The following is a 21569-nucleotide window of genomic DNA, read 5'->3' as shown; positions in this document are numbered from 1 at the left end:
CATGAAAGATAATATTCTTCAAATCTCCGCTTTCAAAGATATTGTGTTTTTTATCTTAGAGGCTGTTAAAAATAACCTGGGAATCCATGTAAATTACGTTAAAAATGCTGAGGAAGCGCATAATGATTTGAGGGACCATAGGTCAGACATCGTATTCATGTCTTATGACGATACTTTGTCTATGGCACTTCAAGACAAATACACTGATATTGCGGCAATAATGCCTGTCCATGGAGGAATTTTAGATTTATGTGGAACTATAGATTTAAAAAAAGATGTAATCATAACCGGTATTGACACGCCTACAGGATATGCACGGCTTTTAAAATCATATTTAAAGCATATTTACCCTCAAAATTATGATAAATTTCATTGGGTTTTAGCTGGTGCTACGAACATTCGCTTTGAAAAACTAAAGGAATGCTTATTAGATATTACGTTACTTAATCCTCCATTCTCATATGATCCAATCATACCTAAAATAATGAGTATGTACGATTTTATTTTTGAATATCAAGGGGTTGTCATGAATGTTAATAAATCAAACTTCCAGGACCCACATCAGCGGGTAAAAATAAAAAGTTTTATTCATAATTTCAATCAGAGAATTAGAGAACTGAAAAATGATTCAGAAAAATCAATATCAGAACTTGCTTCATTCTATAAAATATCCCTTCGCGAAGCGAAGTTAATCTATGCACGATTATGGCAACCCGATGGGCTCAGCCTAACGAGTGGTTTTGAAGAAATTAGGCTAGTCCATACAGAAAATATTTTTAATAAGGATACTGGAATTAAAATTCCGGCTAAAAGAACGTGGCTGTATTGAAATCTCGAGCTAGGTTTAGATCAAGTGAACGTGTAGTGTGTGTTATCATTTATAACTCTATTCATGCTTGATTATAAAGTTGTCTCTAACTTGGTATTTCCTGTGTTCAAGCTTTCATAAATTCTCTATTTTTCTGTATGGTTTTTTGGAGCTGTTTATTACGAATAGAGTCATCATTTAGTGAAAATCCCTTTAAAAATGTCCTAAAATTGAGGCTACCTACAAACCCAGTCACCAATTTATTAAAATGCAATCTCGTGTCTATATGAATGCTCGGATCTGCATGCATCAGATAAGATAGTCAAGGGATAAGTGACGAACATAGAAGCAAGGGCAAGTACTGCTGCAATCGAAGCAATTGCAATGGTTAAAGAGGTAATTGTTGGTAAAATCGGAACGATAGTTGATAAAACAAGACAAGCACCTATTCCTAAGGCAAGGTCATTCGGATCGGGATCTTCAGAGTCCAGGAAAGCATTAATGGTTAATCGATAGGGGCAGATAGCAAATTTTGCGCATTTCCAAAAAAATGATCCATAAAAATTGGTTAATGATTTAGTAGCTGACATACATTACTCTCTATTACTGGTTTTAAGATTGGAAGGGATTATAGAACAATTATTCAAAGAAGTATTATCGCTTCCTATTAAAAAATTTTTCATATTTGCAGAATCTGATATGTAACAGCACATCATTCAAGAGGCGATTGACTCTTTTGTCTATTTTTTAACTTTCCATTTATATTGTCTATACTCAAATGCAGAGATCAAACATAGATTTGTCACTAAGTATTTAAGAGGTTCGAGTGAAAGAGCATTTACATCATAATCATTTGTGTCACATTAATTATGCTGAAGGGCCTAATAAAGGAACGCCTTTGTTATTGCTTCATGGCGCTACGCATCGCTGGCAATCATTCACATCCATAACTCCTGAGTTATCTACTTGTTTTCATCTCTATGCCCCAGATTTCCGTGGGCATGGCAATTCCCAAAAAATTCAAGGGCACTATTTTTTGGAGGATTATTTAGGGGATATTCAAACATTTATACAGGAAGTGATAAAAGAGCCCATTATATTAATTGGTCATTCATTAGGGGCAATGATAGGGAGTATGCTTGCTGCATCTCAATCCCTACTGGTGAAAGGGCTCATTCTTATTGATCCTCCTTTGAATTTAGACGGTCTGCGGCAATTAACTCTAGGCTTTAAGGATCAGATTAATCTACTGGTGCAGGGACTTCGATTAAGTAAATGGGGATTACCCATTCATCAATTCATCCCCGAACAGGTCAGGCACTGTGATCCAGAGATGCTTTTTGCAATGACTCATGAGTTCGATGAAGTATTTAAACTTTATGATGCAGATGCTTTATTTAAAAAAATTAAGCACCCAACGCTGTTGCTTTATGGTAATCCTGCTCATGGAAGTTTAGTCACTGCGGGAGATATAACGAAATTATTGACTATCAAACCAGATCTACTCCCTGTACAAATTCAAAATGCAGGACACTCTCCCATTTGTCAAGATAAAGAAGCTACGTTAAATGCAGTCATGAAATTTATGGAGCAGGAAGGTTTAATGCCCTTGAAAGCAGATAGCTGACGCCAATTCCGTATAAATTATTTGATTAAAAATGAAAAAACTAAATCTATCAGGTTTATCATTCTTTTTATGGAAGGATTCTATTATAACTTCTATTTAGGAGACACAGTAATAACTAAAGCCGTTTATACCAGGGCTATTATTGTAGAATCTTCACCTATGGGGGTCTTCACATGGGTAGCAAAGCTCAAAAAGCAAATCTTTACCGGATGGTAATGCCAAAACATTTTGTCCCTACGGTTTGAAATCTAAGGCTTTATTAAAATGGCAAGGTTATAGTGGTGAAGTGATTGACCAGCCGCGAACAAGTCGATGCATTTAAAGAACATCATGTGAAACAGCCCCTCCTATGAATAGCCTAGAAAACATAAGGATTTAAAACTCCTGATATGTTATTTTTGTCGCAGCAGCCAAGTTGTAGCTGCATGCTTCTTTAATTTGTCCCTAATAGGCATTACTAATTAAAGCCAGCAGATTAAATGGGTTTGCATTCGGATAACAATGGAGATGTAACATGTTAGAAAAAAAAGAGAATACGGTCACTGAACAACAAGATATAGTGCCTGAACTCCCGGTTGAACTCTTGGTTCATTTATTTAGTTTTTTCAATAATAATGAAAAAAAAGTTGCTAAGGGTGTTTCGCACTCATTTAAAGATGTTATTGATAGTTTTTTTGCTCATAAAAATTTACCCTCAACTTATCAGGCACATAGAGAAGGCTATGTTTCTTCTTTTCTTTTATTACCAGGTCACCGTATCGTTTTTGCGGTTGTACTTGAGAAAACAAATTCCTTATCAAGTTCAGGGCTCGTATTTTTTAATTGCGAAGACCATCAGATCAAAGAGGTACCTTTGATTAAAGAATGCGAAGAGAATGGAAAACTTACTCATCTACATGCTTTACCCAACGGTGATTTGGTTGCCTTGCTTGAGCCAGCAAACCAATATGCACCACCTTATATCCTGATTTTAAATGGAAAAACAGGCGAGGAGAAAAATAGAATTCTATTATCGCAGCAACCTGGCAAAGAATATCCCAGCTTAAAAGAGCTACAAGTACTGTCTTCAAGTCACTGTATTGCTTTATGTTATTCCGGAGAATGTTTTTTGATAGATTTAGAAAAGTCATTTACTCAAAAAATCACCCTCACGCATGCAAAAAAGCTGAGTAAAGATAAATACAGCTCATGGGGAGACCGACCCAGTCAAGCATTAAATATTTATAACTTGCCAGATGGCAATAAATTATCGATTATGCAGAAATTACCTCATGATACATTAGGTAGTGGAGGGCACTTAACAATTAGTTTTTTTGAAGGTTCAAAACAACAATTTTCAAATGAAGAAGATTTTAAAACAGTTCTTTATAGAAGATGAACTAACCTTAGTTAGGTGTAAGCATGAATTAATATCTAAAGAACATTAAAAACAATTTATATAACTTATTCATGCAACACTTCCGGGCCAATGACATCAGATGCCTTGGCAACCGGATCGGAGTGATTTTAGCTTTTGCGATTTTTATTAAGAATGGCGCGCCCGGAAGCTACTCTAAACCTATATCTGCTATTAATTGCTCTTACATTGTTTTATGTGCGCTGAAGGGTTATAGTCTTTAAATAAATCCTCATCCTCAAGTCCTGTTTCTTTAATCCCCTGATCAAAGGGTACATAACATTCTTTTGTCTCCATTCCTGTTGTCCATGCATGATGAGTATAACTTGTGTACTTCCCAATACTGCGATTTGAACTGGGCGCTGAATCTCTAGAGGGGCGAACTCCTGCTTCATCTAAAGCGAATTCAATTTCATTAATAATTTCAATCCACTTAGCTCCATTAAATTCAGGATTTGCTCCGCAATAAACAACCATTTCTCTACCGAACATTTGAGAAAGTTCACTCGCGTCTATCTTTGCTTGATTTTGAGTCATTACTTTAAAGCAAGCTAGATCATTTTTTTGCGCAATCGTTGCCATAATTTCAAAAGCTTTAGGAAGATCCTCTTTTAATATTGCAAAATTTAATTTCCAAGTATCTTCAAAGCCTCCAACATCAGGGTGAAGGCGATTGTACTGGATCCAACTGTCTCCGCTGCGGTTAAGTTCTACATTTAAACGTTCACTCCGATAGAGTGCTTCAGATGAGGTATAAAAACTGTTTATTACGCTGCTAAGATTTTGCTCTTGAGAAATCGTTTGTTTAGACGATGAATTACTGAAAAATCCTAGAGTGCAAGAAGCATGTGGGTTTGTATCTTTGTTTTCACTACTTGGTGGTGTTACAGCATCATCTTTTTCTTTTCCTTTCTCTGTGGCCTTTTTATTTTGTTTCTCAATCTCTACTGCCTTATTAACATTAACAATAAAATAAGATAGCCATCTATGCATGAGAGAGAGTAAATTGCTAAAGGAAATCCAACTAGTCTCGTCTTTAGAAATTAAATCATTTTCAATAACTATTTGTTTGATTGGCCTTGATTCTCCATCAGATAACCTATCAATTTCACTTCTGATTGAGTTTAGCTTGTTACCATCAGCATCACTATAGGTAAGATCTATTAAATTATGAGGATTATGTTCTCCATAATAGTCGCGCTTGTCGAGAAAATTTTTCAGCTTAGAATTAAAGTCAGTATTTTCCCTGTCATAAGGTTCGTTTTGTATTAATTTCATGTAAACGGACCTTAAAACATTAATATCCCGAAGCTGCTGCTGTGTATAACCTTCTTGTTTGATCTTCCTTCGATTTGGGTTTGGGGCAACATGAAGAAACGCGGCATCTAATATAGTTAACTTTACCAATAAATTATCCGCAGTATTTAAACGAGCAAGGATTAATTGTTCATAAGTCTCTATGGATAAATTATGGCCTATTAAGGAATCGATTATATCTAATGTAGTCCTCCCATGAAAATTAATGTTTTTGTAACCCTCTTCATGTTTACTCAAAATTGTTAAATAAGCATTTTTTAATTCTTCCCTAGTTTTCGTATCCTTCGACCATTTAGAAGCTTCATCTATAAAATTTACTAAATCCCAAAGAGTGAAACGACTTTGTCCTTCTATATCACGATAATCCTCTTGAATTTTTTCTAAAGCTTTAACAATTTTTTCTTTAGTAAAATTCTCTGTGTTAATTAGGCTAAATAAAGGATTATCAGGAAGAGTTATGAATTGTCCAAAATAGCTTTCATGGATATGGTTATCAATAAAGAGTAATGCTTTTCTTGAGAAATGTTTTTCCATTTCAGCATGAGAACTTTTAATGGAAGGGTCTAATTGTTCACCAATTTTACCAACAAATTCTGAGCGCGCTGTATCAAGCTTTCTAAAATAGAATGACATAGATTTTAAATAATTTATAAATTCCTTATCATCAATTAGCTCAGTTAATAATCTGATACATTGATTACGCATTAAGAACATCGCATGGATTTGCTGGCTAGTTAAATCCGCTATTTCATTTTGGCCACATTTATCGAAAAATTTCTTAATAAGTTGTATCTTCTGTTTCGCATCAAAAAATGAAATGCCTGTTTCAGGATCTCGAAACTCTTCTTCCAGTTGACTAAATATTTCATCTATTGCTTCTGCTGTTATTTCACTCGGATTACCTTCGTATCTGCTAATAAATGGATTGTGAATTTTTAGTCCCTTAGGAAGAGAAAACTCTGAAATATCACGATAAATAGCTACTTTTTGACCTTTATTAAGCACTTCACGTAAAATGGTACTTAAGGGCTGAGCCGGTACCTGCCTTTGTTGAAAAACAGTATCCAGATCATTATGAAATATAGGTTCCCCATAGTCGCTAATCACTTTCTTAAGATGTTCAAATCCAAGTTCTCCTAAAAGTCGCAGATATTCATTTCTTAGCAAAATGAGAACGTTAATTTCATGCTCAGAAAACTCTTTAATACTATATGATCTAATACTGCTACAGATTCCACGCCGCATTGTTATGGTTAAAAATAAATTTTTAATATACTTAATTTTCTCATCTAAAGTTAAACTTTTATTTTCTATTATTTCTTTATTAAAATCAGGAAGTTGTCCTTTATCTATTTGAGCCAGCAAAGGCATTTTTTCTAAGGCTCTCTGATAGGGCTCTTGTTTAACTTCCTCTGTAGAGTTTTCTATATGGCTCGCAATATGTTCACGTCGACGATTGATATATTTTGTTATTTGCGGGCTACTTGGAATAAATTGATATTTTTCCTTAAGCATTTCAACAAATTTTGCAGGATCAAGATCAAAATCAGGAGATAATTTAAGTAATTTTTCCATTTCAGTATGTGATTGTCCCATTGAAATTATTTTAGTTGGCATATCACACAGTCTGACCCATCTAATCTGACCAGTAACTTCAAATGTAAACGTTCTATCTTGATTTGCAAAAGGCGAATCTGCTTTGCGCATCGATATTTTTTGTCCTTTCAAACTTGTAACGTCACTATCTTCTTCCGATACTTCTGGTAAATAGTCATAAACATGGTCATATTTACTGAGTTCACTTAATACTGCATAGGTATAAGTTGCACAGTTAAAACCATCCTTCTGCAAGAATGAATTACAGCTTCTAATTTCAAAATCTTCATCTAATTGAGTAAGTGAATCATGAAGTAATTGGAGGGCATGTAAGTGTTTTGGATCAGTGACGCTTTCGAAACTAAATATTTTCAATTTTCCTTCAGGCGTTCTTTCTACATCAAAACCGAATGCATGAGCCTCACCAAAGTGATAGTACAAGATTTGTTGACGGTCACCCGGCATTAGTCCAGCGATAGCTTTGACTAGTTTTTTATGAGCATACTCCGATGCATAATTAGGCGCACCAATCGCTTTCATATTTGCAGGTCGAGACAAGTCTCTATTTCGTCGTGTTTTTGCATTTAAAAGAGGCCGTACTAAATCCTCTCTTAGAGAGCTATCAGTGCTTCTAAGTTGACTATCTAAGTTCGAAATTTCTTGGGATAATGCCACATAGTCAGTGTTGCTAAAATCCTCGGCTGCAAATTTTGGTAGATTATGTTTTGTCTTTTTTTCTTTTAAAAAGTCAAAAATTACGTCATTCATTGCAGATGCGACAGTTGGATTAGGATCTTCAATATTAATTTCTGAGAACTCAGCTAAAATTTTATCAAGCTTATACTTTAAAAATGAGTGCAACTGCAGCCAGTAAGCCAGTTTTTCCACGTCTTTTTCTAATAAAATCGATTTTAACTCATTATCTTTTTCTGTTTCTTGATTATAAAAATCGCTACGAACCACACAGTTTATAATAAGGCTTGCAAGATTAAGGGTAGATAATTTAGACATTTTTGAAATCCATGCTTGTTGTTTCTCTAGGGTATTTTTATGACTGAAAGCTCATTAAGATTCTCTGCAGTCTGGTAATTCAGAAATAAACAGTTATTCCAAATGGCCTTTGGAGTTAAACGAACTTGTGGGTGCTTGTTTCGTTGCTTTTCATTTAAAAAACGCATCTGCTTCTTCCTTTTTACTTTATACAATGATCACATTATAGACAATTTGATTAAAACCTGAGAATATAGTGGTTTTGAAATCACTTATTTCCAAAATGGAAAGTAATTGGCTACTTACGAGGTTGGGGAATAATAGAGCGGTCAACCGACTTCAGAGGCTATCCAGAAAATACCATCTACCTAATGAGGCCTGTATTGAATTGTTTTATTAAATTGTACTTTTAACACATCAAATAAGCTTATCCCTTGCACATAAGCTATGAATTTAGGCCTCCCTTAATTCAGCGTGGGACTTTGAGTACCAGTAACAATTCAAGGACATGGATCTAAAGAGTGCGTCTTTCTCACTTACTAACAAGAAATTAAGCGGAAGTGAAGGACGCTGTTAAAAAAATTGAAACTGAGGACGTAATAAAAAAGCTGTAGAAATAGGATGGATTGCAAAGTTTTAGCTAAAAACTACCTTAGCTATGAAAAAAAGGAAACATTAATTTTCTAATTATTAGCGGATTAATATTTAAGATATTATAATGCTGATAAAATTTTTTCGGAAATACTCTATGTTTAAGAAAACGGAATTAAATTATCCTCAAAGCGAGTTCGATTTATTATTCGAATACGCAAAAAATTTATTTAACAACAACTTAGCATTTGCAATAACTTCTCAAATTGGCCAACCATTTATGGCTCTTACCATGTGTTATTCCAAGTTAATACCTTTGTTAAGTGGCGAACCTCACGAAAAATATGAGCTAGACTCGGATCGATTTAACTCTCTTGATTCCAGCAATATTCATCTTACTGACAATGAGAAGATAGTTCAGGAGTTATGGCTTGATCTAAAAGTTAACGTATTGCAAAAAGCTGAGCCTCATAATACATCAACACTCCAAGCTCTTAAACATCAATTCATAAAATTAGCCGATTCATTTCGTTCAGATCTAGAAAAGCAACTTAATCGACTTTTGATGAAGGAGCATGCGCGTTTTTATAAAAAAGACGTTTTTTTTGGCCAAACCAATATTTATTCGAATGAAAAAACGATTCATTTAATAACCCATGCTATAAATGATGATTGCCAAACTCGCCAAGCTTGTATTAATTTAGGCTGGATGAATAAAGAATTAAAACTTACGCTATCCTTTCAGGCTATTATTAAATACACCTTACTAGAAAGAGATTTGCTATTAAATAATGAAAATATTTTTGAGCCGACTCCCTCACCTCACGTAAAAAACGAACCTAAGTCAATGTAAAGTGAATTTTTTTAAAGTTCAACTAATGGCTATAATGAAGTTAAATATAAAGAGTCCGCTACAGAAGTTCATACACGACTTTTGTAAAAAAACATACAATAGTTTTATGAGTTACGGAAGTTAGGAATATTTTTAATATCATACGAATCTGATGGGGCCTTTTTTTTCAGTACTTCAAGCGGTTATGAAAAATAAGTTAACATGACAGTAAATATAATTTTACTGGACAAGGGATGCAAACCGCTGCGTTGCTTATACATACAAAAAAACTAGTCTCCGTCTTCTAAGAGTCAATCGAATGATGGAGGTAGTTCGAGCAATTTTGTATCGAGCTTTTATACGCTGGTGTTTAGATTGTATCCTAAAAGAAAGAAAAGCTAAGGTACAGGTAGTCTGTATTGATTTAATCTCCAGTTACACTTCCGGGCCAATGACATCAGATGCCTTGGCTACCAGTTCGGAGTGATTTTAGCTTTTGTGATTTTTATTAAGAATGGCGCGCCCGGAAGGATTCGAACCTCCGACCCCCTGGTTCGTAGCCAGATACTCTATCCAACTGAGCTACGGGCGCGTTGACTGGCGGAGAGAGAGGGATTCGAACCCTCGATGGGATTTCTCCCATACTCCCTTAGCAGGGGAGCGCCTTCGACCACTCGGCCATCTCTCCAATCAATGGGTGGGGAGTATATCAGGTATTTTGATGCCGTCAATATCCATTCCTTATAATTGATCGGAATACTGAGGAAAGAAAAGATTATCTTTTCTTAAATGATCTATAATTATTCAGTATGATTTTAAATTCTTCGAACATCACGATAGTATTTATATTTTCAATCAATTGGATTGATAAGTTTATTTTAATTTCTTATAAAAATTCCAAATTTTCATGATTACTGCTACTCTTTATCAATCATTAAGTTGAGGGAATTTTTAGATTTTTTTGTCATTTCAAAGGCAAACAAGTGCTTATTGATTTACAAGAAATTAAGAGAAAGCTAACTCTTAACGAAACATTGTTGCAGTGATGTAACCGCAATTAATAATAAGGAGGATCGATGAATCTGAAGTCGAATTTGCATGGGCGAGAGGTATATGTAGTTGATGGAAATCGCACACCATTTCTCAAAGCCAAGGGAATAGGTCCTTTTTCTGGATCGGATTTAGCGGTAGCTGCAGGGATGACCCTATTAAATCGCCAGCCTTTTTCCCCAACGGAATTGGATGAGGTAATTATTGGATGTGCAATGCCTAGCCCCGATGAGGCTAATATTGCACGCGTAGTTTCCTTACGCTTGGGATGCGGTAATAAAGTTCCTGCGTTTACAGTAATGAGAAATTGCGCTTCCGGAATGCAGGCAATCGATAATGCCGCCATTCAAATTGCCAGTGGGCGGAGCAATCTGATTCTTGCGGGCGGTACCGACTCTATGAGCCATGCTCCTTTATTATTCAATCAAAAAATGGCGTCCTGGCTTGCCAATTGGTATGGGTCTAAAAGTATGGGGCAAAAATTAGGTTTGATTACGCAATTCAGACCTGCTTACCTTGCTCCGGTAATTGCCTTGCTGCGCGGACTTACTGATCCTATTGTTGGAATGAATATGGGACAAACTGCTGAAAAGGTGGCTTATCGTTTTAATATTACTCGTGAGCAAATGGATGCATTTGCTAATCAAAGCCATTTAAGGCTAGCAAAAGCCTATGAAGAAAACAGAATGACAGAGGTTTCACCCATTATAGATTATAAAAGTCATGTTTATCCTCAGGATGACGGGTTACGCAAAGATACAACAATAGAAAAACTGGGCAAATTAAAACCCTTTTTCGATAAAAAATACGGTATGGTTACTGCAGGTAATAGCTCACAGATTACTGATGGGGCTTGTTTATTATTACTGGCAAGTGCTGAAGCAGTAAAAAAATATGGGTTAAAAGTGGTTGGCCGAATCGTAGATTCTCAATGGTCTGCACTGGATCCTACCCAAATGGGACTTGGTCCTGTTCATGCTGCCACTCCCATCCTGCAAAGACATAAATTAAAACCTGAAGATATGGATTGCTGGGAAATCAATGAAGCATTTGCAGCACAGGTTTTAGGTTGTATCGCGGCTTGGAATGATGAAGAGTATTGTCGCACTCATCTAGGTTTGGAAAAAGCCATGGGGGGGCCTTCACTGGAAAAACTTAATCGTGATGGAGGGGCAATTGCAGCGGGCCATCCAATAGGTGCGAGTGGTGCGCGTATTGTGTTGCACGTTTTAAAATCACTGGAACAAAGAAATGAGTCGCGAGGTATGGCTTCCATCTGTATTGGTGGAGGACAGGGCGGGGCTATGTATCTTGAACGAGTTACTGAGGTGAAAGGACATGAATAATTACAAACATTGGGACTTGCAACGAGACAATGATAATATTCTATGGCTGGGTCTGGATAGAAAAGATACTTCTGTCAACAGTATCAATGAAGAAGTATTGGATGAATTAAACAGCCTTTTGCATGAGATTTCGCAAGATAAAAATGCGATAGGGTTGATAGTTTATTCGGCTAAAGAAAAAGGATTTATTGCCGGCGCTGACGTGAATGCCTTTTCAAAATTTGAAACTCCTGCCCAGGCTGTGGATTTTCTGCGAAAAGGGCAAGCAGTTTTTTCCAGATTGGAGAATCTGACAATTCCTAGCGTTGCCATGATTGATGGTTTCTGCATGGGAGGCGGATACGAATTGGCTCTGGCGTGTACCTACCGGGTAGCTAGTGATGAAAAAGATACTCGAATTGGCTTGCCTGAGGTAATGCTGGGTATACATCCAGGTTGGGGGGGCTCTGTGCGGTTACCTCAATTAATTGGTGGTTTAAATGCTTTATCAGAAGTCATTTTAACCGGGAGCGCGGTACCTGCTGCAAAAGCAAAAGGCTTGGGCATGGTTGATGAGGTAGTTCCTGTCCGCCAGTTAAAACGAGCTGCTATTTATTTTATAAAGCACAAACCCCCGAGACATAAACCTTCCTTCTTCCAGGGGGTAACTAATAATGCCTGGTTACGCAAGCCTTTAGCATCTTTAATGCGTCGCAAAGTTGCTCAACGCTATCGAAAAGAACATTATCCAGCCCCTTATGCAATTATCGATCTATGGGAAAAAGAAGGAGGCAGGGGCGATAGAGCCTATTTGAAGGAAATCGATTCTGTTGAACATTTAATATCCACTGGAATTACCTCCAAGAACTTAATTCGCGCTTTTTCTTTACGTGAGCGATTGAAAGGTTTTGCAAAGGGAAGTGATTTTAAGGCACGCCATGTACATGTTATTGGTGCTGGGGTAATGGGAGGGGATATTGCTGCCTGGTGTGCACTCCGGGGTCTGCAAGTAACGCTACAAGATCAATCTTATACCCAAATTGCTCCTGCAATTGGCCGTGCTCATGCACTATATAAGAAAAAACTGCGCAAGCCTCGGCTGATCCAGGCCGCAATGGATAATCTAATTCCGGATCCCGAAGGTCACGGGGTTGCCCGTGCTGACGTGATCATTGAAGCAGTTTTCGAAAATCTTGCAGTCAAACAAGAAATAATGAAAACAATTGAGCGGCTTGCGAAAAAAGATGCCATCATTGCTTCCAATACTTCCAGTATACCCCTGGATGAAATAAGTACAGTAATGAATAATCCTAGTCGCCTGGTTGGAATTCATTTCTTCAACCCAGTTGCTAAAATGGATTTAGTAGAGATAGTAAGCAGTACTAAGACTTCCAAAAAGGTTGAACTTAATTCATGTGCTTTTGTCAATCAAATTGGCAAACTTCCATTGCCGGTTAAGTCCAGTCCGGGATTTTTAGTGAATCGGGTGTTAATGCCTTATCTCATGGAGTGTGTGCAATTGTTGGATGAGGGATATAGTGCTGAAACTATTGATGAAGCAGCCCTTTCTTTTGGTATGTTCATGGGACCTGTCGAGCTGGCAGATACAGTAGGACTTGATGTTGGATTGGCAGTTGCCGAAAATCTTACAGCTCATTTTGGAGGAACGGTTCCACAAAAACTTCGTGATATGGTTAAAGAAGGCAAGCTTGGCCGTAAAACAGGCCAAGGCCTTTATCAATATAAAAATGGTAAGCCAATTAAGAAGCAGCCCAATACACCAATTGATCCTCATATTGCAGATCGGTTAATCCTGAGAATGGTTAATGAAGCAGCTGCCTGTTTGCGTGAAGGTGTTGTTGCAGATGCCGATTTACTTGATGCCGGCATGATTTTCGCTACTGGATTTGCTCCATTTCGTGGGGGGCCTATGAATTATGCCAAGGACTTTGGGACTAATAATTTAGAAAATCTATTTAAGACCCTTGAATCAAAGTACGGTAAACGTTTTAAAGTAGACCAAAGCTTGTGATTTGATTTTTTATTTAGATATGCCAGGATTAGTGAAGCCTAATCCGGGCATATCCAAAATCTCAATTACCTGCTTTACCCGGGTTTCAAAGTACACAGTTATGGCTAATTCATTGCAAGTGATCTTAACTAAAAGATTATTTATTTTGTTTTTCTTACAAGCTCTTATTGCATTCAGTACGAATGCAACTACTCTGGTTTTGCCACCAACAGGTGATGTTGTTGGGGATGTTCAATACACCTTATCCGAAGTTAATGAAACGATTGATGAAGTTGGTCGGCGTTTTGATGTGGGATATAATGAAATTGTCAGGGCAAATCCACAAATCAATTCCAGTCGGTCCATCATAAATTCACGGCTTGTGATTCCTGGACAATATATTTTGCCTGATGGGCCTAGAAAAGGGATTGTAATTAATCTCGCTGAGTATCGCTTGTATTATTTCCCTCAAAATGAAAACGTTGTAATTACTTTCCCCGTAGGCATCGGAAGGTCAGGATGGAATACTCCTTTGGGGGTAACAAAAGTTGTTGCGAAAGTAGCAAACCCCAAATGGCGCCCAACCGGTAATTTACGCGCAGAAGCAGAGAAAAATGGTGATTTTTTACCTGATGAGTTTCCTTCAGGGCCCTATAATCCACTAGGGCAATATGCTTTGCGACTAGGATGGCCAACGTATTTAATTCATGGAACTAACAAACTTGATGGGATAGGGATGCGCGTAAGTGCAGGATGTATTCGCATGTTTCCTGATGACATTGAGTACTTGTATCGTATGGTTCCCCTAGGAACTTCTGTTCGGGTAATCAACCAACCTATAAAAATAGGAAGAAAGGATGGGGCTTGGGTAATACAAATTCATCCTCTTTTGAGCGAACAAAGGGGCAAGACACTGCATTCCTTACTCAATAAACAATTGAAAAATCAACATATTTCAAATCTCGAAAACAATAAAATAATCCATAATGAGCTTGCTTATCCTACGGGGTTAATACGAAAAATTTGAGAGGATTTACGACGATTGTGCCGGTCGCTGTACTTTAAGAGACAATAACTTATGAATAATATAATTAGACCACCTAAGATATCGGATACATAATGCCATCCCAGTAAAACACAGGATGCAATAAGTAATATATTAACAATCAGTAACAGGATGCAGGGAATAATCCATTCTCGAAGCAAGTTTACGCATAAGATGGCCCAGATTGTATGGAAGGAGGGGAACGCAATCAATCCACCTTCATTAGTGGTTGGATTAATGTAATGATGGATTTGCCAGAATTTCAAGCCAGTATCTATTTGTTCTTGTGAGAATAAAGGGCTATTAATCACACTTGCAGGAGCAGTTGTAGGAAAAAAATAATAAACGGTAAACCCAATTAAAACAGTAGATAACATATAAAAATAATACTCTCTAATCAGATGGAACTTGCAGGTGATAATAACCACCAAGGGAATAATACTCATTTGGTAAGGTAGGCTATCGTAAATTTGCGCAAGGACAAATTGAAAGTAGGGATGATGGTGAGTCCAAACCAATATATTTTCCATGCGAATATCCAAATATTCTTCTAAAGCAACAATATATCGGTCAATTATTGGAAAAGGAGTTAATTGCACGGCATTAGTGGCAATTGCGATTACACTCATAACAATAAAAAAATAAATCAGTTCTAACCCCAGCGACCTGTACTTGCTTCCCTGAGGAAAATAAAGATTAAGTCCAAGATTTAGAAGAATCAATGTCAATACTAATGATGGGATGCCTTCCGGAAAAAAATTATTACCTGGATATTGATAAAAGAAATGATTTATTGAAAAAACTAGGCAAGATAATGCCAGAATCAATCCGGCATAAATTATAATTGACCGCGATAGTACCTGATTCATTTAATGGGTTATTCAACAGTTTCTAAGAGTTGCTGCTTTTGTTTAATTGCATGAAAAATTTCTTCTCGATGCACATTAACTGATCTGGGGGCATCAACACCAAATTTAATGTTTCCATGTTCTTGCGTTTTAAAAGCCAAAATTTTTACAGTTGCATCACCAATATGAATTATTAAAGGTTCCTCAAAGTGAAGAGAAATTATATCCATTTAAAAACCTCTGTAATTTTTAAATAAGTTGATTATAAATCAATAACATTTATTTTATGCACGGTAACCTAATTCATAGATGCTTGTCACTAAAAAATTAATACAAACCCATAAAAAATAAATTTACAAAGGCTATCCATAGTTTACCCTGAGGAATTTCAGTATTTTTGATTAATTGGTAATTGTATGATGCGTTTAAAATGGTTATAATTGGCGGCTTTTTAAAAACCTTGCCTTACTGTTGTTGCTAATAACAGAAGGCTTTCATCCATAAGGAGAAATCATGAGACATTATGAAATTATGTTTCTTGTGCACCCTGATCAAAGCGAACAAGTTCCAGCAATGGTTGAGCGCTATGAAGGGATCATAAGCAAGCACAATGGTGTAATCCACCGCAAAGAAGACTTGGGGCGTCGCCAATTAGCTTATCCAATAAGTGATGTTCATAAAGCACATTATATTCTTATGAATATTGAATGTAGCCTTGAAGCTCTGGAAGAAATTAAGAATGCATTTAAATACAATGATGCAATTATCAGAAACTTAATTACTCGTCAAAAACAAGCAATCACTACTGAATCTGTTTTGATGAAGAAAGAAAAAGAAACCAGATCAGCGTAAGAGGAGCCCTATCTATGTCAGCTTATTTTCGTAGAAAAAAAATGTGCCGATTCAGTGCTGAAGGCGGCAATGAGATTGATTACAAAGATATCAATTTGTTGAAAAATTACATTTCTGAAACCGGTAAAATAGTTCCCAGCCGCATTACTGGAACACAAACCCGTTTTCAAAGACAATTAGCAAGAGCAATTATGCAAGCCAGATTCCTTGGTCTGTTGCCTTATTGTGATAGCCATAAATAAATATAATTATGCGAGCAGGCAATTTTATAACAAGACAATGTAAGGCAATACTCGAAAATAGACAGCAAGCCATTCTTTATGCTGTTGTTTTTTCGGTATTACCTTTTGCATCTTGGATTTCAGTTGCTTTAGTTAGTTTAGTGACCTTAAGAAAAGGCGCAAAATCTGGTTTTGATGTTTTATTGCCTGCACTCGTTATTCATTCTGTTCCATTGATAATGTTAATACCGTTATCCGGAGCGATTGCTAATACTCTGATTACTTATCTGCCATGTTATTTCGCGGCATTAATTTTGCGAAATACTGAAAGCTGGCAGATGGTGGCCGGGGTATTTTTTATAATGGCACTTTTGGGATGTCTGTTCCTTCAACTCTTGGCTCCCGGTTTTATTGTTGGACAATTTCATCAGTTAAAAATGATTTTCCCTCAATACCAGGAACTGGTTGACTCTACTCTTTATGGCATAAGTTCATCATTTTTGGCGCAATTATTCTTCGGAATTCAAATATTGAGCGTTATTGTTTCAGCAGCAATTTCCTTAATGTTTGCACGTTCCTTGCAAGCCAAGTTATTTTTACCTGGTGGTTTCAGGAATGAACTCATGGCATTTCGAAGCGGCAGGCTTTCGTTCTTAGTTTTTCTTGGGGTTTTATTAGCAACATTTTATGAAATTCCCTTAGCTATGAATATTCTTCCAATAGTGCTTTTTTATTTTATAGCTTCTGGGTTTGGTCTGGTTTATTTTATTTTCTCTCGCAAGAGACAAATGAAGGTATTCATTTTATTAATATTGTTATTGCTGGTGAAACCAATTGTAGTATTGGGTGCCTGCATAGTCCTTGGTTCAGTAGACAGTTTAGTTAATTTTAGATCGTATTTCCCTTCAAGGGTTGGCGAGTCAATTTAAGGGGTTATTAAGATGGAAGTTATCTTATTAGAAAAAGTGAGAAATTTAGGTAATCTTGGTGATAGAGTAAATGTAAAAGCTGGTTATGGCCGTAATTTCTTGATACCACAAAATAAAGCGGTTTTTGCAACTCCCAAAAACATTGAAATGTTTGAACAACGTCGGGTTGAGTTGGAGAAAAAAGCCCAACAATCATTGGCTGTTGCAGAACAACGTGCTGCTAAATTGAATGATACCAATTTAGTTATCAGTGCAATGGCGAGTGATGAAGGTAAATTATATGGTTCAGTTGGTGTTAATGAAATTAAAGATGCTTTAACTGAGAAAAATATTGAAGTGATTAAGCGTGAGATCGTAATGCCTGAAGGACCTCTTCATTCAATTGGTACCTTCGTAGTGGAAGTTCATGTACACAGCGATGTTATTGCCAAGTTGCATGTTGAAATTGTTCCAGCCAAGTAATTATTTCAAAATCCGGGTGATGCGTCAGTATCACCCAACTCAAATAAAAGTTTTATAATCGAAACCACACCCAAAGAATTCTAAAAAGCGAAAGAAGAGCAATTGTGGTATTGAGAAAAGCCCAAATATAAGCAGCATATAATCCTTTAGAGCCGCTATAAAAAGCATACGTTGCAATAAACGTACTTCCGGAGAAAAATATCCACTTATCATTATAGGCAAACCCCATGGAAAGCAAGGCAATGCCGAAAATACCCATGATTAAAAAAACACTATTCTCTTTACCAAACATTAAATAGAACGTGAGTAGTTGACAGGTCATGAGTATCGGTAAGAAAAGTTGGGTATAGGGACCGCTCCCTAATAAAATTGCTGCGTGGCCTGCAATAAGAATTAATTGAAGTGCTATAAAAAAAAACATCTTGAAGTAGATGGCTGTTACAAGTAATGCAACAGCGCCAATGAAATAATGGAGTTGATGCAAATGGGGTGGATTTGTCCCAAAATATTGCAAGAGGCCATATATTATTATTAGTGAGCCAATGCACCCCAAGAGGAAATATATTTTTTTAGCCACATATCACCATTTTAAGTAAATCCCTTTTGCTACTGATTCCTGGATAATAGAACCTTGAGGTTTATTAAACGAAATCCAATAATTTCCCATGTTGCTTAGAGCAAATTTGACTCTTGGGTACTGGCATACTTCTAATACGCTACGACAGTCTACAAGGGTAGTATTTTCTTCATTACGTTTGTAACATTTGAAATTCAAATTTTTAACATCAGAAGCAAAAGCGCCCCAAGTCATTGGATCTAATGTAGCATGGAGTGGCGGACTCATAAAAGCTTCTTCAGTATTGACGCGCTCCATCTCAATTCTGGAGTCGGAATGATTTTGAATTAAGTAATAAGATTGATTTCCTGTCTCATTTAAAATTAAATAGTTTTGGTTATACCCGAAACCAGTGACTTCACAGCCTCGAGGGAAGGTACTGGCGGCATGAGAGGTGCTCATTAGAATGGCGGAGAAAAAAATTGATTTATTAATTTGCTGAAATAAAGACATAATTACCTCAATAAGTAAAACTTTGGGAGCTATTTTAATCATAAAAAACGCAAAGTCTATCCCGCAATGGAAAAATAGAACTGCTATTCCTTATGGGAAGAGATTTTTGCCTTAATCATTGGGTAATAAGTCCTATAAAAACTTAAAAACAAGTACATTCCTACATATGCCAAGGAAAGGCTAAGACAAACAACATTCGTATTGGGATAACTGATAAGCAAACAAATAGAGCTAATCGCATAAATACCCGAACATACATGCATGAGAATTTTTAATATCCTGGAATCTGTTAAATAATCCAGTCTGGAAGGGTATACATATTTGACAGGTACAAAGATTAGAATAGAAAGGATGATTAGTATAATTGCATTTGTTGTCGCTGAAGTGTTAAAAATAAACATATATAAAATAGTTATGTTCCAATAACAAGGAAAGCCTTTAAAAAAATGATCGGGTGTTTTGGCATCCGATTGACAAAATTGATAGGCAGAAGTAATAGTAACTGCGGCTATTAAAAAGACAGAGTATGTATCCGGAAGCATCCCTGGTTTGACAAGCAAGAAAAAACAGGGGGTTATTACGTAATTCAAATAATCAACAATATTATCAAGTAGAGCTCCATCTATTTGCGGCAAAATCTCTTTAATATTAAATAAACGGGCAAGACTTCCATCAACTGCATCGATCACAACTGTAATCAGCATAAGCCATAACGCAAAAATATACTGTTGTTCGTACATCTTTACTAATGAAAAGACACCAATACAGGCGGCGCTTGCAGTAAATACGTGCACTGACCAAGCCGCTACATGTTGTAATGGATGGAATTGCTGTTTGCTTCGATTCATTAATTATCCTAGTGTTAATAAAAAAACATTACTTAAAAGCATTCTCTCTTAAATATGGATTTTAAAATATTTAATTGTTGTATATTGGGCTAAACTATTGTTGTTTTATCAAAAAATAAAAAACATAAAAATAGTATCAATAATCAAAAGTAGTGTGCAAGGAGAGTTGATAACTTTAGTTAAATATACTTAATTCTGTACGGAGAGATCATGAAAATTCAAACTGTAAACCCTGCAACAGAACAAATAATACAAAATTATGATTGCCTCAATGAACAGCACGTCAATGAACGACTTAATAAGGCACATGAAACCTACTTGGCATGGAAAATAACGTCTTTTAACCAAAGAAAAACTTTAATGTTGCAACTTGCGGAACTTTTGAAATCTAAGATTGATGAATTGGCTCATTTAATGGCAATTGAAATGGGTAAACCGATTACTGCGGGTAAGGCTGAAATTAATAAATGTGTTTGGTTATGTGAACATTATGCAGAGCATGCTGAAGAATATCTTGCTCCAAAGCTCATCCAAACTGAGATGAAAAAAGCAAAAGTATGTCATGTGTCCCTCGGAATTGTTTTCGCAATCATGCCTTGGAATTTCCCATTTTGGCAGGTTTTTCGCTTTGCGGTACCTACAATTATGGCCGGAAATGCAGCGGTTCTGAAGCATGCACCTGTTTCATCAGGTACAGGAAATAAAATTGAGGAATTATTTTTGGAGGCAGGTTTTCCTGAGCATCTTTTTCAACATCTGATAGTTGACAATGATGGAGCCGCAAAAATCATAGAAAATCCCCATGTCATTGCAGTCACCTTAACGGGGAGCGGACGAGCCGGGAGTGCGGTTGCGAGCCATGCAGGTAAATTCTTAAAGAAATCCGTGCTGGAGCTTGGCGGAAGCGATCCCTATCTAGTTCTTGAAGATGCGGATCTTGATTTGGCAGCACAGTGTATTGTCAATTCAAGGCTTAATAATTCTGGTCAAGTCTGTATTGCTGCCAAGCGCATCATTGTTTTAAAATCAATTGAAGAAGAGTTGGTAAATAAAATAATCGAGCATATCGACGCATTCAAAATGGGGGACCCACTCGATCCCAAAACCAAGCTAGGTCCACTAGCCCGTTCAGATTTGCGTGAAAACTTACATATTCAAGTAGAAAAATCATTGAAACAAGGTGCTAAATTATTGCTAGGTGGTATAATTCCCGAAGGTAAAGGCTTTTATTATCCACCAACATTAATAACGCAGGTAAAACCTGGTATGCCTGCATTTGATGAAGAATTATTTGGTCCTGTTATCGCGATTATTACAGTCGATAATGAGGAAGAAGGAATTAAATACGCAAATCAGAGCAGATATGGACTCGGCGCAGCTGTGTTTACTCGTGATTTGGAAAAAGGGGAACACATAGCGACCCATGAAATCGAGGCGGGGGCTTGTTTCGTTAATGCTTTGGTGGCCTCTGACCCCAGATTGCCATTTGGTGGGATAAAAGAGTCAGGCTATGGTCGTGAGTTATCCAGGGAAGGGATTTTAGAGTTTGTAAATACTAAAACCGTAGCGGTTAGTGATTCGTGATACTGAGGTTTGTTGAGTTTACGTTGAGGTAAACAAAACAGGAACTTAGTACATATAAATTTTTGAGCCACTCTCATTGGCAGGTAAAAGGTACCAGTTAAATGGGAGTGGCTGGTTATTATATTTTTTAAACAATAATTCTCGCTGTAGAGCTGAGGCAAAGTCGAC

The 21569-nt window shown here is 36.6% G+C and carries 20 protein-coding genes and 2 tRNA genes; 12 read left to right on the top strand and 10 right to left on the bottom strand.

Annotation, left to right across the window (positions count from 1 at the left end):
• The first annotated feature begins 1 nt into the window (after position 1).
• Complete coding sequence (locus tag KYQ_RS05380) at positions 2-829, top strand: hypothetical protein (RefSeq protein WP_010653588.1); 828 nt, start codon at positions 2-4, stop codon at positions 827-829.
• A 242-nt stretch (positions 830-1071) separates the two neighbouring features.
• On the opposite strand, the gene KYQ_RS05375 is transcribed toward KYQ_RS05380, so the two are convergent.
• Entirely contained in the window at positions 1072-1398 is a 327-nt protein-coding gene (locus KYQ_RS05375) for a hypothetical protein (protein WP_010653589.1), read from the bottom strand.
• 236 nt (positions 1399-1634) lie between these two features.
• Here KYQ_RS05375 and KYQ_RS05370 point away from each other — a divergent pair, with 236 nt between their 5' ends.
• On the top strand, positions 1635-2435 hold the full coding sequence (locus KYQ_RS05370; protein WP_010653590.1) for an alpha/beta fold hydrolase: 801 nt from the start codon (positions 1635-1637) through the stop codon (positions 2433-2435).
• A gap of 514 nt (positions 2436-2949) precedes the next feature.
• Positions 2950-3813 (top strand): hypothetical protein, encoded by an 864-nt coding sequence (locus tag KYQ_RS05365; protein WP_010653591.1) that lies wholly within the window; start codon positions 2950-2952, stop codon positions 3811-3813.
• Positions 3814-4005: 192 nt separating this feature from the next.
• Here the strand turns inward: KYQ_RS05365 and KYQ_RS05360 are convergent, their stop codons facing one another.
• Both KYQ_RS05360 and KYQ_RS19110 read right to left on the bottom strand, forming a co-directional pair.
• The gene (locus tag KYQ_RS05360; RefSeq protein ID WP_019349718.1) at positions 4006-7755 is read right to left on the bottom strand and encodes a YopJ family acetyltransferase; all 3750 of its coding nucleotides are present in this window, start codon (positions 7753-7755) and stop codon (positions 4006-4008) included.
• A gap of 26 nt (positions 7756-7781) precedes the next feature.
• The gene (locus KYQ_RS19110) at positions 7782-7922 is read right to left on the bottom strand and encodes a hypothetical protein (protein ID WP_019349717.1); all 141 of its coding nucleotides are present in this window, start codon (positions 7920-7922) and stop codon (positions 7782-7784) included.
• A gap of 560 nt (positions 7923-8482) precedes the next feature.
• Here KYQ_RS19110 and KYQ_RS05350 point away from each other — a divergent pair.
• Positions 8483-9178, top strand: coding sequence for a hypothetical protein (locus tag KYQ_RS05350; RefSeq protein ID WP_010653593.1), 696 nt, complete (start codon positions 8483-8485; stop codon positions 9176-9178).
• A 494-nt stretch (positions 9179-9672) separates the two neighbouring features.
• On the opposite strand, the gene KYQ_RS05345 is transcribed toward KYQ_RS05350, so the two are convergent.
• Both KYQ_RS05345 and KYQ_RS05340 read right to left on the bottom strand, forming a co-directional pair.
• Positions 9673-9749, bottom strand: a tRNA-Arg gene (locus tag KYQ_RS05345).
• Between the two features lie 6 nt (positions 9750-9755).
• Positions 9756-9845 (bottom strand) — tRNA-Ser (locus KYQ_RS05340).
• 388 nt (positions 9846-10233) lie between these two features.
• Between KYQ_RS05340 and KYQ_RS05335 the strand changes: the two genes are divergently transcribed.
• The 3 genes from KYQ_RS05335 (at position 10234) to KYQ_RS05325 (ending at position 14570) form a co-directional block, all read left to right on the top strand.
• Positions 10234-11553 carry an acetyl-CoA C-acetyltransferase gene (locus KYQ_RS05335; protein WP_019349716.1) on the top strand — a complete coding sequence of 440 codons (1320 nt, stop codon included), beginning with the start codon at positions 10234-10236 and terminating at the stop codon, positions 11551-11553.
• Complete coding sequence (locus tag KYQ_RS05330) at positions 11546-13564, top strand: 3-hydroxyacyl-CoA dehydrogenase NAD-binding domain-containing protein (RefSeq protein WP_010653595.1); 2019 nt, start codon at positions 11546-11548, stop codon at positions 13562-13564. The genes KYQ_RS05335 and KYQ_RS05330 overlap by 8 nt, the downstream gene beginning before the upstream one ends.
• Before the next feature lie 100 nt (positions 13565-13664).
• Positions 13665-14570, top strand: a complete 906-nt coding sequence (locus KYQ_RS05325) for a L,D-transpeptidase family protein (protein ID WP_019349715.1) — start codon at positions 13665-13667, stop codon at positions 14568-14570.
• On the opposite strand, the gene KYQ_RS05320 is transcribed toward KYQ_RS05325, so the two are convergent.
• The gene (locus KYQ_RS05320; RefSeq protein WP_010653597.1) at positions 14540-15457 is read right to left on the bottom strand and encodes a phosphatase PAP2 family protein; all 918 of its coding nucleotides are present in this window, start codon (positions 15455-15457) and stop codon (positions 14540-14542) included. The genes KYQ_RS05325 and KYQ_RS05320 overlap by 31 nt on opposite strands.
• 8 nt (positions 15458-15465) lie before the next feature.
• Positions 15466-15666: a carbon storage regulator gene (locus KYQ_RS05315; protein ID WP_010653598.1), complete on the bottom strand. Its 201-nt coding sequence runs from the start codon at positions 15664-15666 to the stop codon at positions 15466-15468.
• Between the two features lie 283 nt (positions 15667-15949).
• Between KYQ_RS05315 and rpsF the strand changes: the two genes are divergently transcribed.
• Genes rpsF through rplI form a run of 4 tightly spaced genes read left to right on the top strand, consistent with a single transcriptional unit; the run spans position 15950 to position 17900 of the window.
• Positions 15950-16288 carry a 30S ribosomal protein S6 gene (gene rpsF, locus KYQ_RS05310; protein ID WP_010653599.1) on the top strand — a complete coding sequence of 113 codons (339 nt, stop codon included), beginning with the start codon at positions 15950-15952 and terminating at the stop codon, positions 16286-16288.
• Between the two features lie 14 nt (positions 16289-16302).
• Positions 16303-16530: a 30S ribosomal protein S18 gene (rpsR, locus tag KYQ_RS05305; protein WP_010653600.1), complete on the top strand. Its 228-nt coding sequence runs from the start codon at positions 16303-16305 to the stop codon at positions 16528-16530.
• 8 nt (positions 16531-16538) lie between these two features.
• The gene (locus KYQ_RS05300) at positions 16539-17438 is read left to right on the top strand and encodes a hypothetical protein (RefSeq protein WP_010653601.1); all 900 of its coding nucleotides are present in this window, start codon (positions 16539-16541) and stop codon (positions 17436-17438) included.
• Between the two features lie 12 nt (positions 17439-17450).
• Positions 17451-17900 (top strand): 50S ribosomal protein L9, encoded by a 450-nt coding sequence (gene rplI, locus KYQ_RS05295; RefSeq protein WP_010653602.1) that lies wholly within the window; start codon positions 17451-17453, stop codon positions 17898-17900.
• A gap of 52 nt (positions 17901-17952) precedes the next feature.
• On the opposite strand, the gene KYQ_RS05290 is transcribed toward rplI, so the two are convergent.
• The 3 genes from KYQ_RS05290 to pcsA all read right to left on the bottom strand — a co-directional run bounded on the left by KYQ_RS05290 (position 17953) and on the right by pcsA (position 19817).
• Entirely contained in the window at positions 17953-18477 is a 525-nt protein-coding gene (locus KYQ_RS05290) for a hypothetical protein (protein ID WP_010653603.1), read from the bottom strand.
• A 3-nt stretch (positions 18478-18480) separates the two neighbouring features.
• A complete protein-coding gene (locus tag KYQ_RS05285; RefSeq protein ID WP_010653604.1) occupies positions 18481-18969 on the bottom strand; it encodes a hypothetical protein in 489 nt (162 codons plus the stop codon).
• Positions 18970-19052: 83 nt separating this feature from the next.
• A complete protein-coding gene (pcsA, locus tag KYQ_RS05280) occupies positions 19053-19817 on the bottom strand; it encodes a phosphatidylcholine synthase (RefSeq protein WP_010653605.1) in 765 nt (254 codons plus the stop codon).
• Positions 19818-20027: 210 nt separating this feature from the next.
• Between pcsA and KYQ_RS05275 the strand changes: the two genes are divergently transcribed.
• The gene (locus tag KYQ_RS05275; RefSeq protein ID WP_010653606.1) at positions 20028-21401 is read left to right on the top strand and encodes an NAD-dependent succinate-semialdehyde dehydrogenase; all 1374 of its coding nucleotides are present in this window, start codon (positions 20028-20030) and stop codon (positions 21399-21401) included.
• The last annotated feature ends 168 nt before the right edge of the window (positions 21402-21569 follow it).

Source organism: Fluoribacter dumoffii NY 23 (assembly GCF_000236165.1).
Classification (GTDB): Bacteria; Pseudomonadota; Gammaproteobacteria; order Legionellales; family Legionellaceae; genus Legionella; species Legionella dumoffii.
The sequence above is the reverse complement of the archived record's forward strand: the minus strand, read 5'-3'. Positions and strand labels throughout refer to the sequence as shown.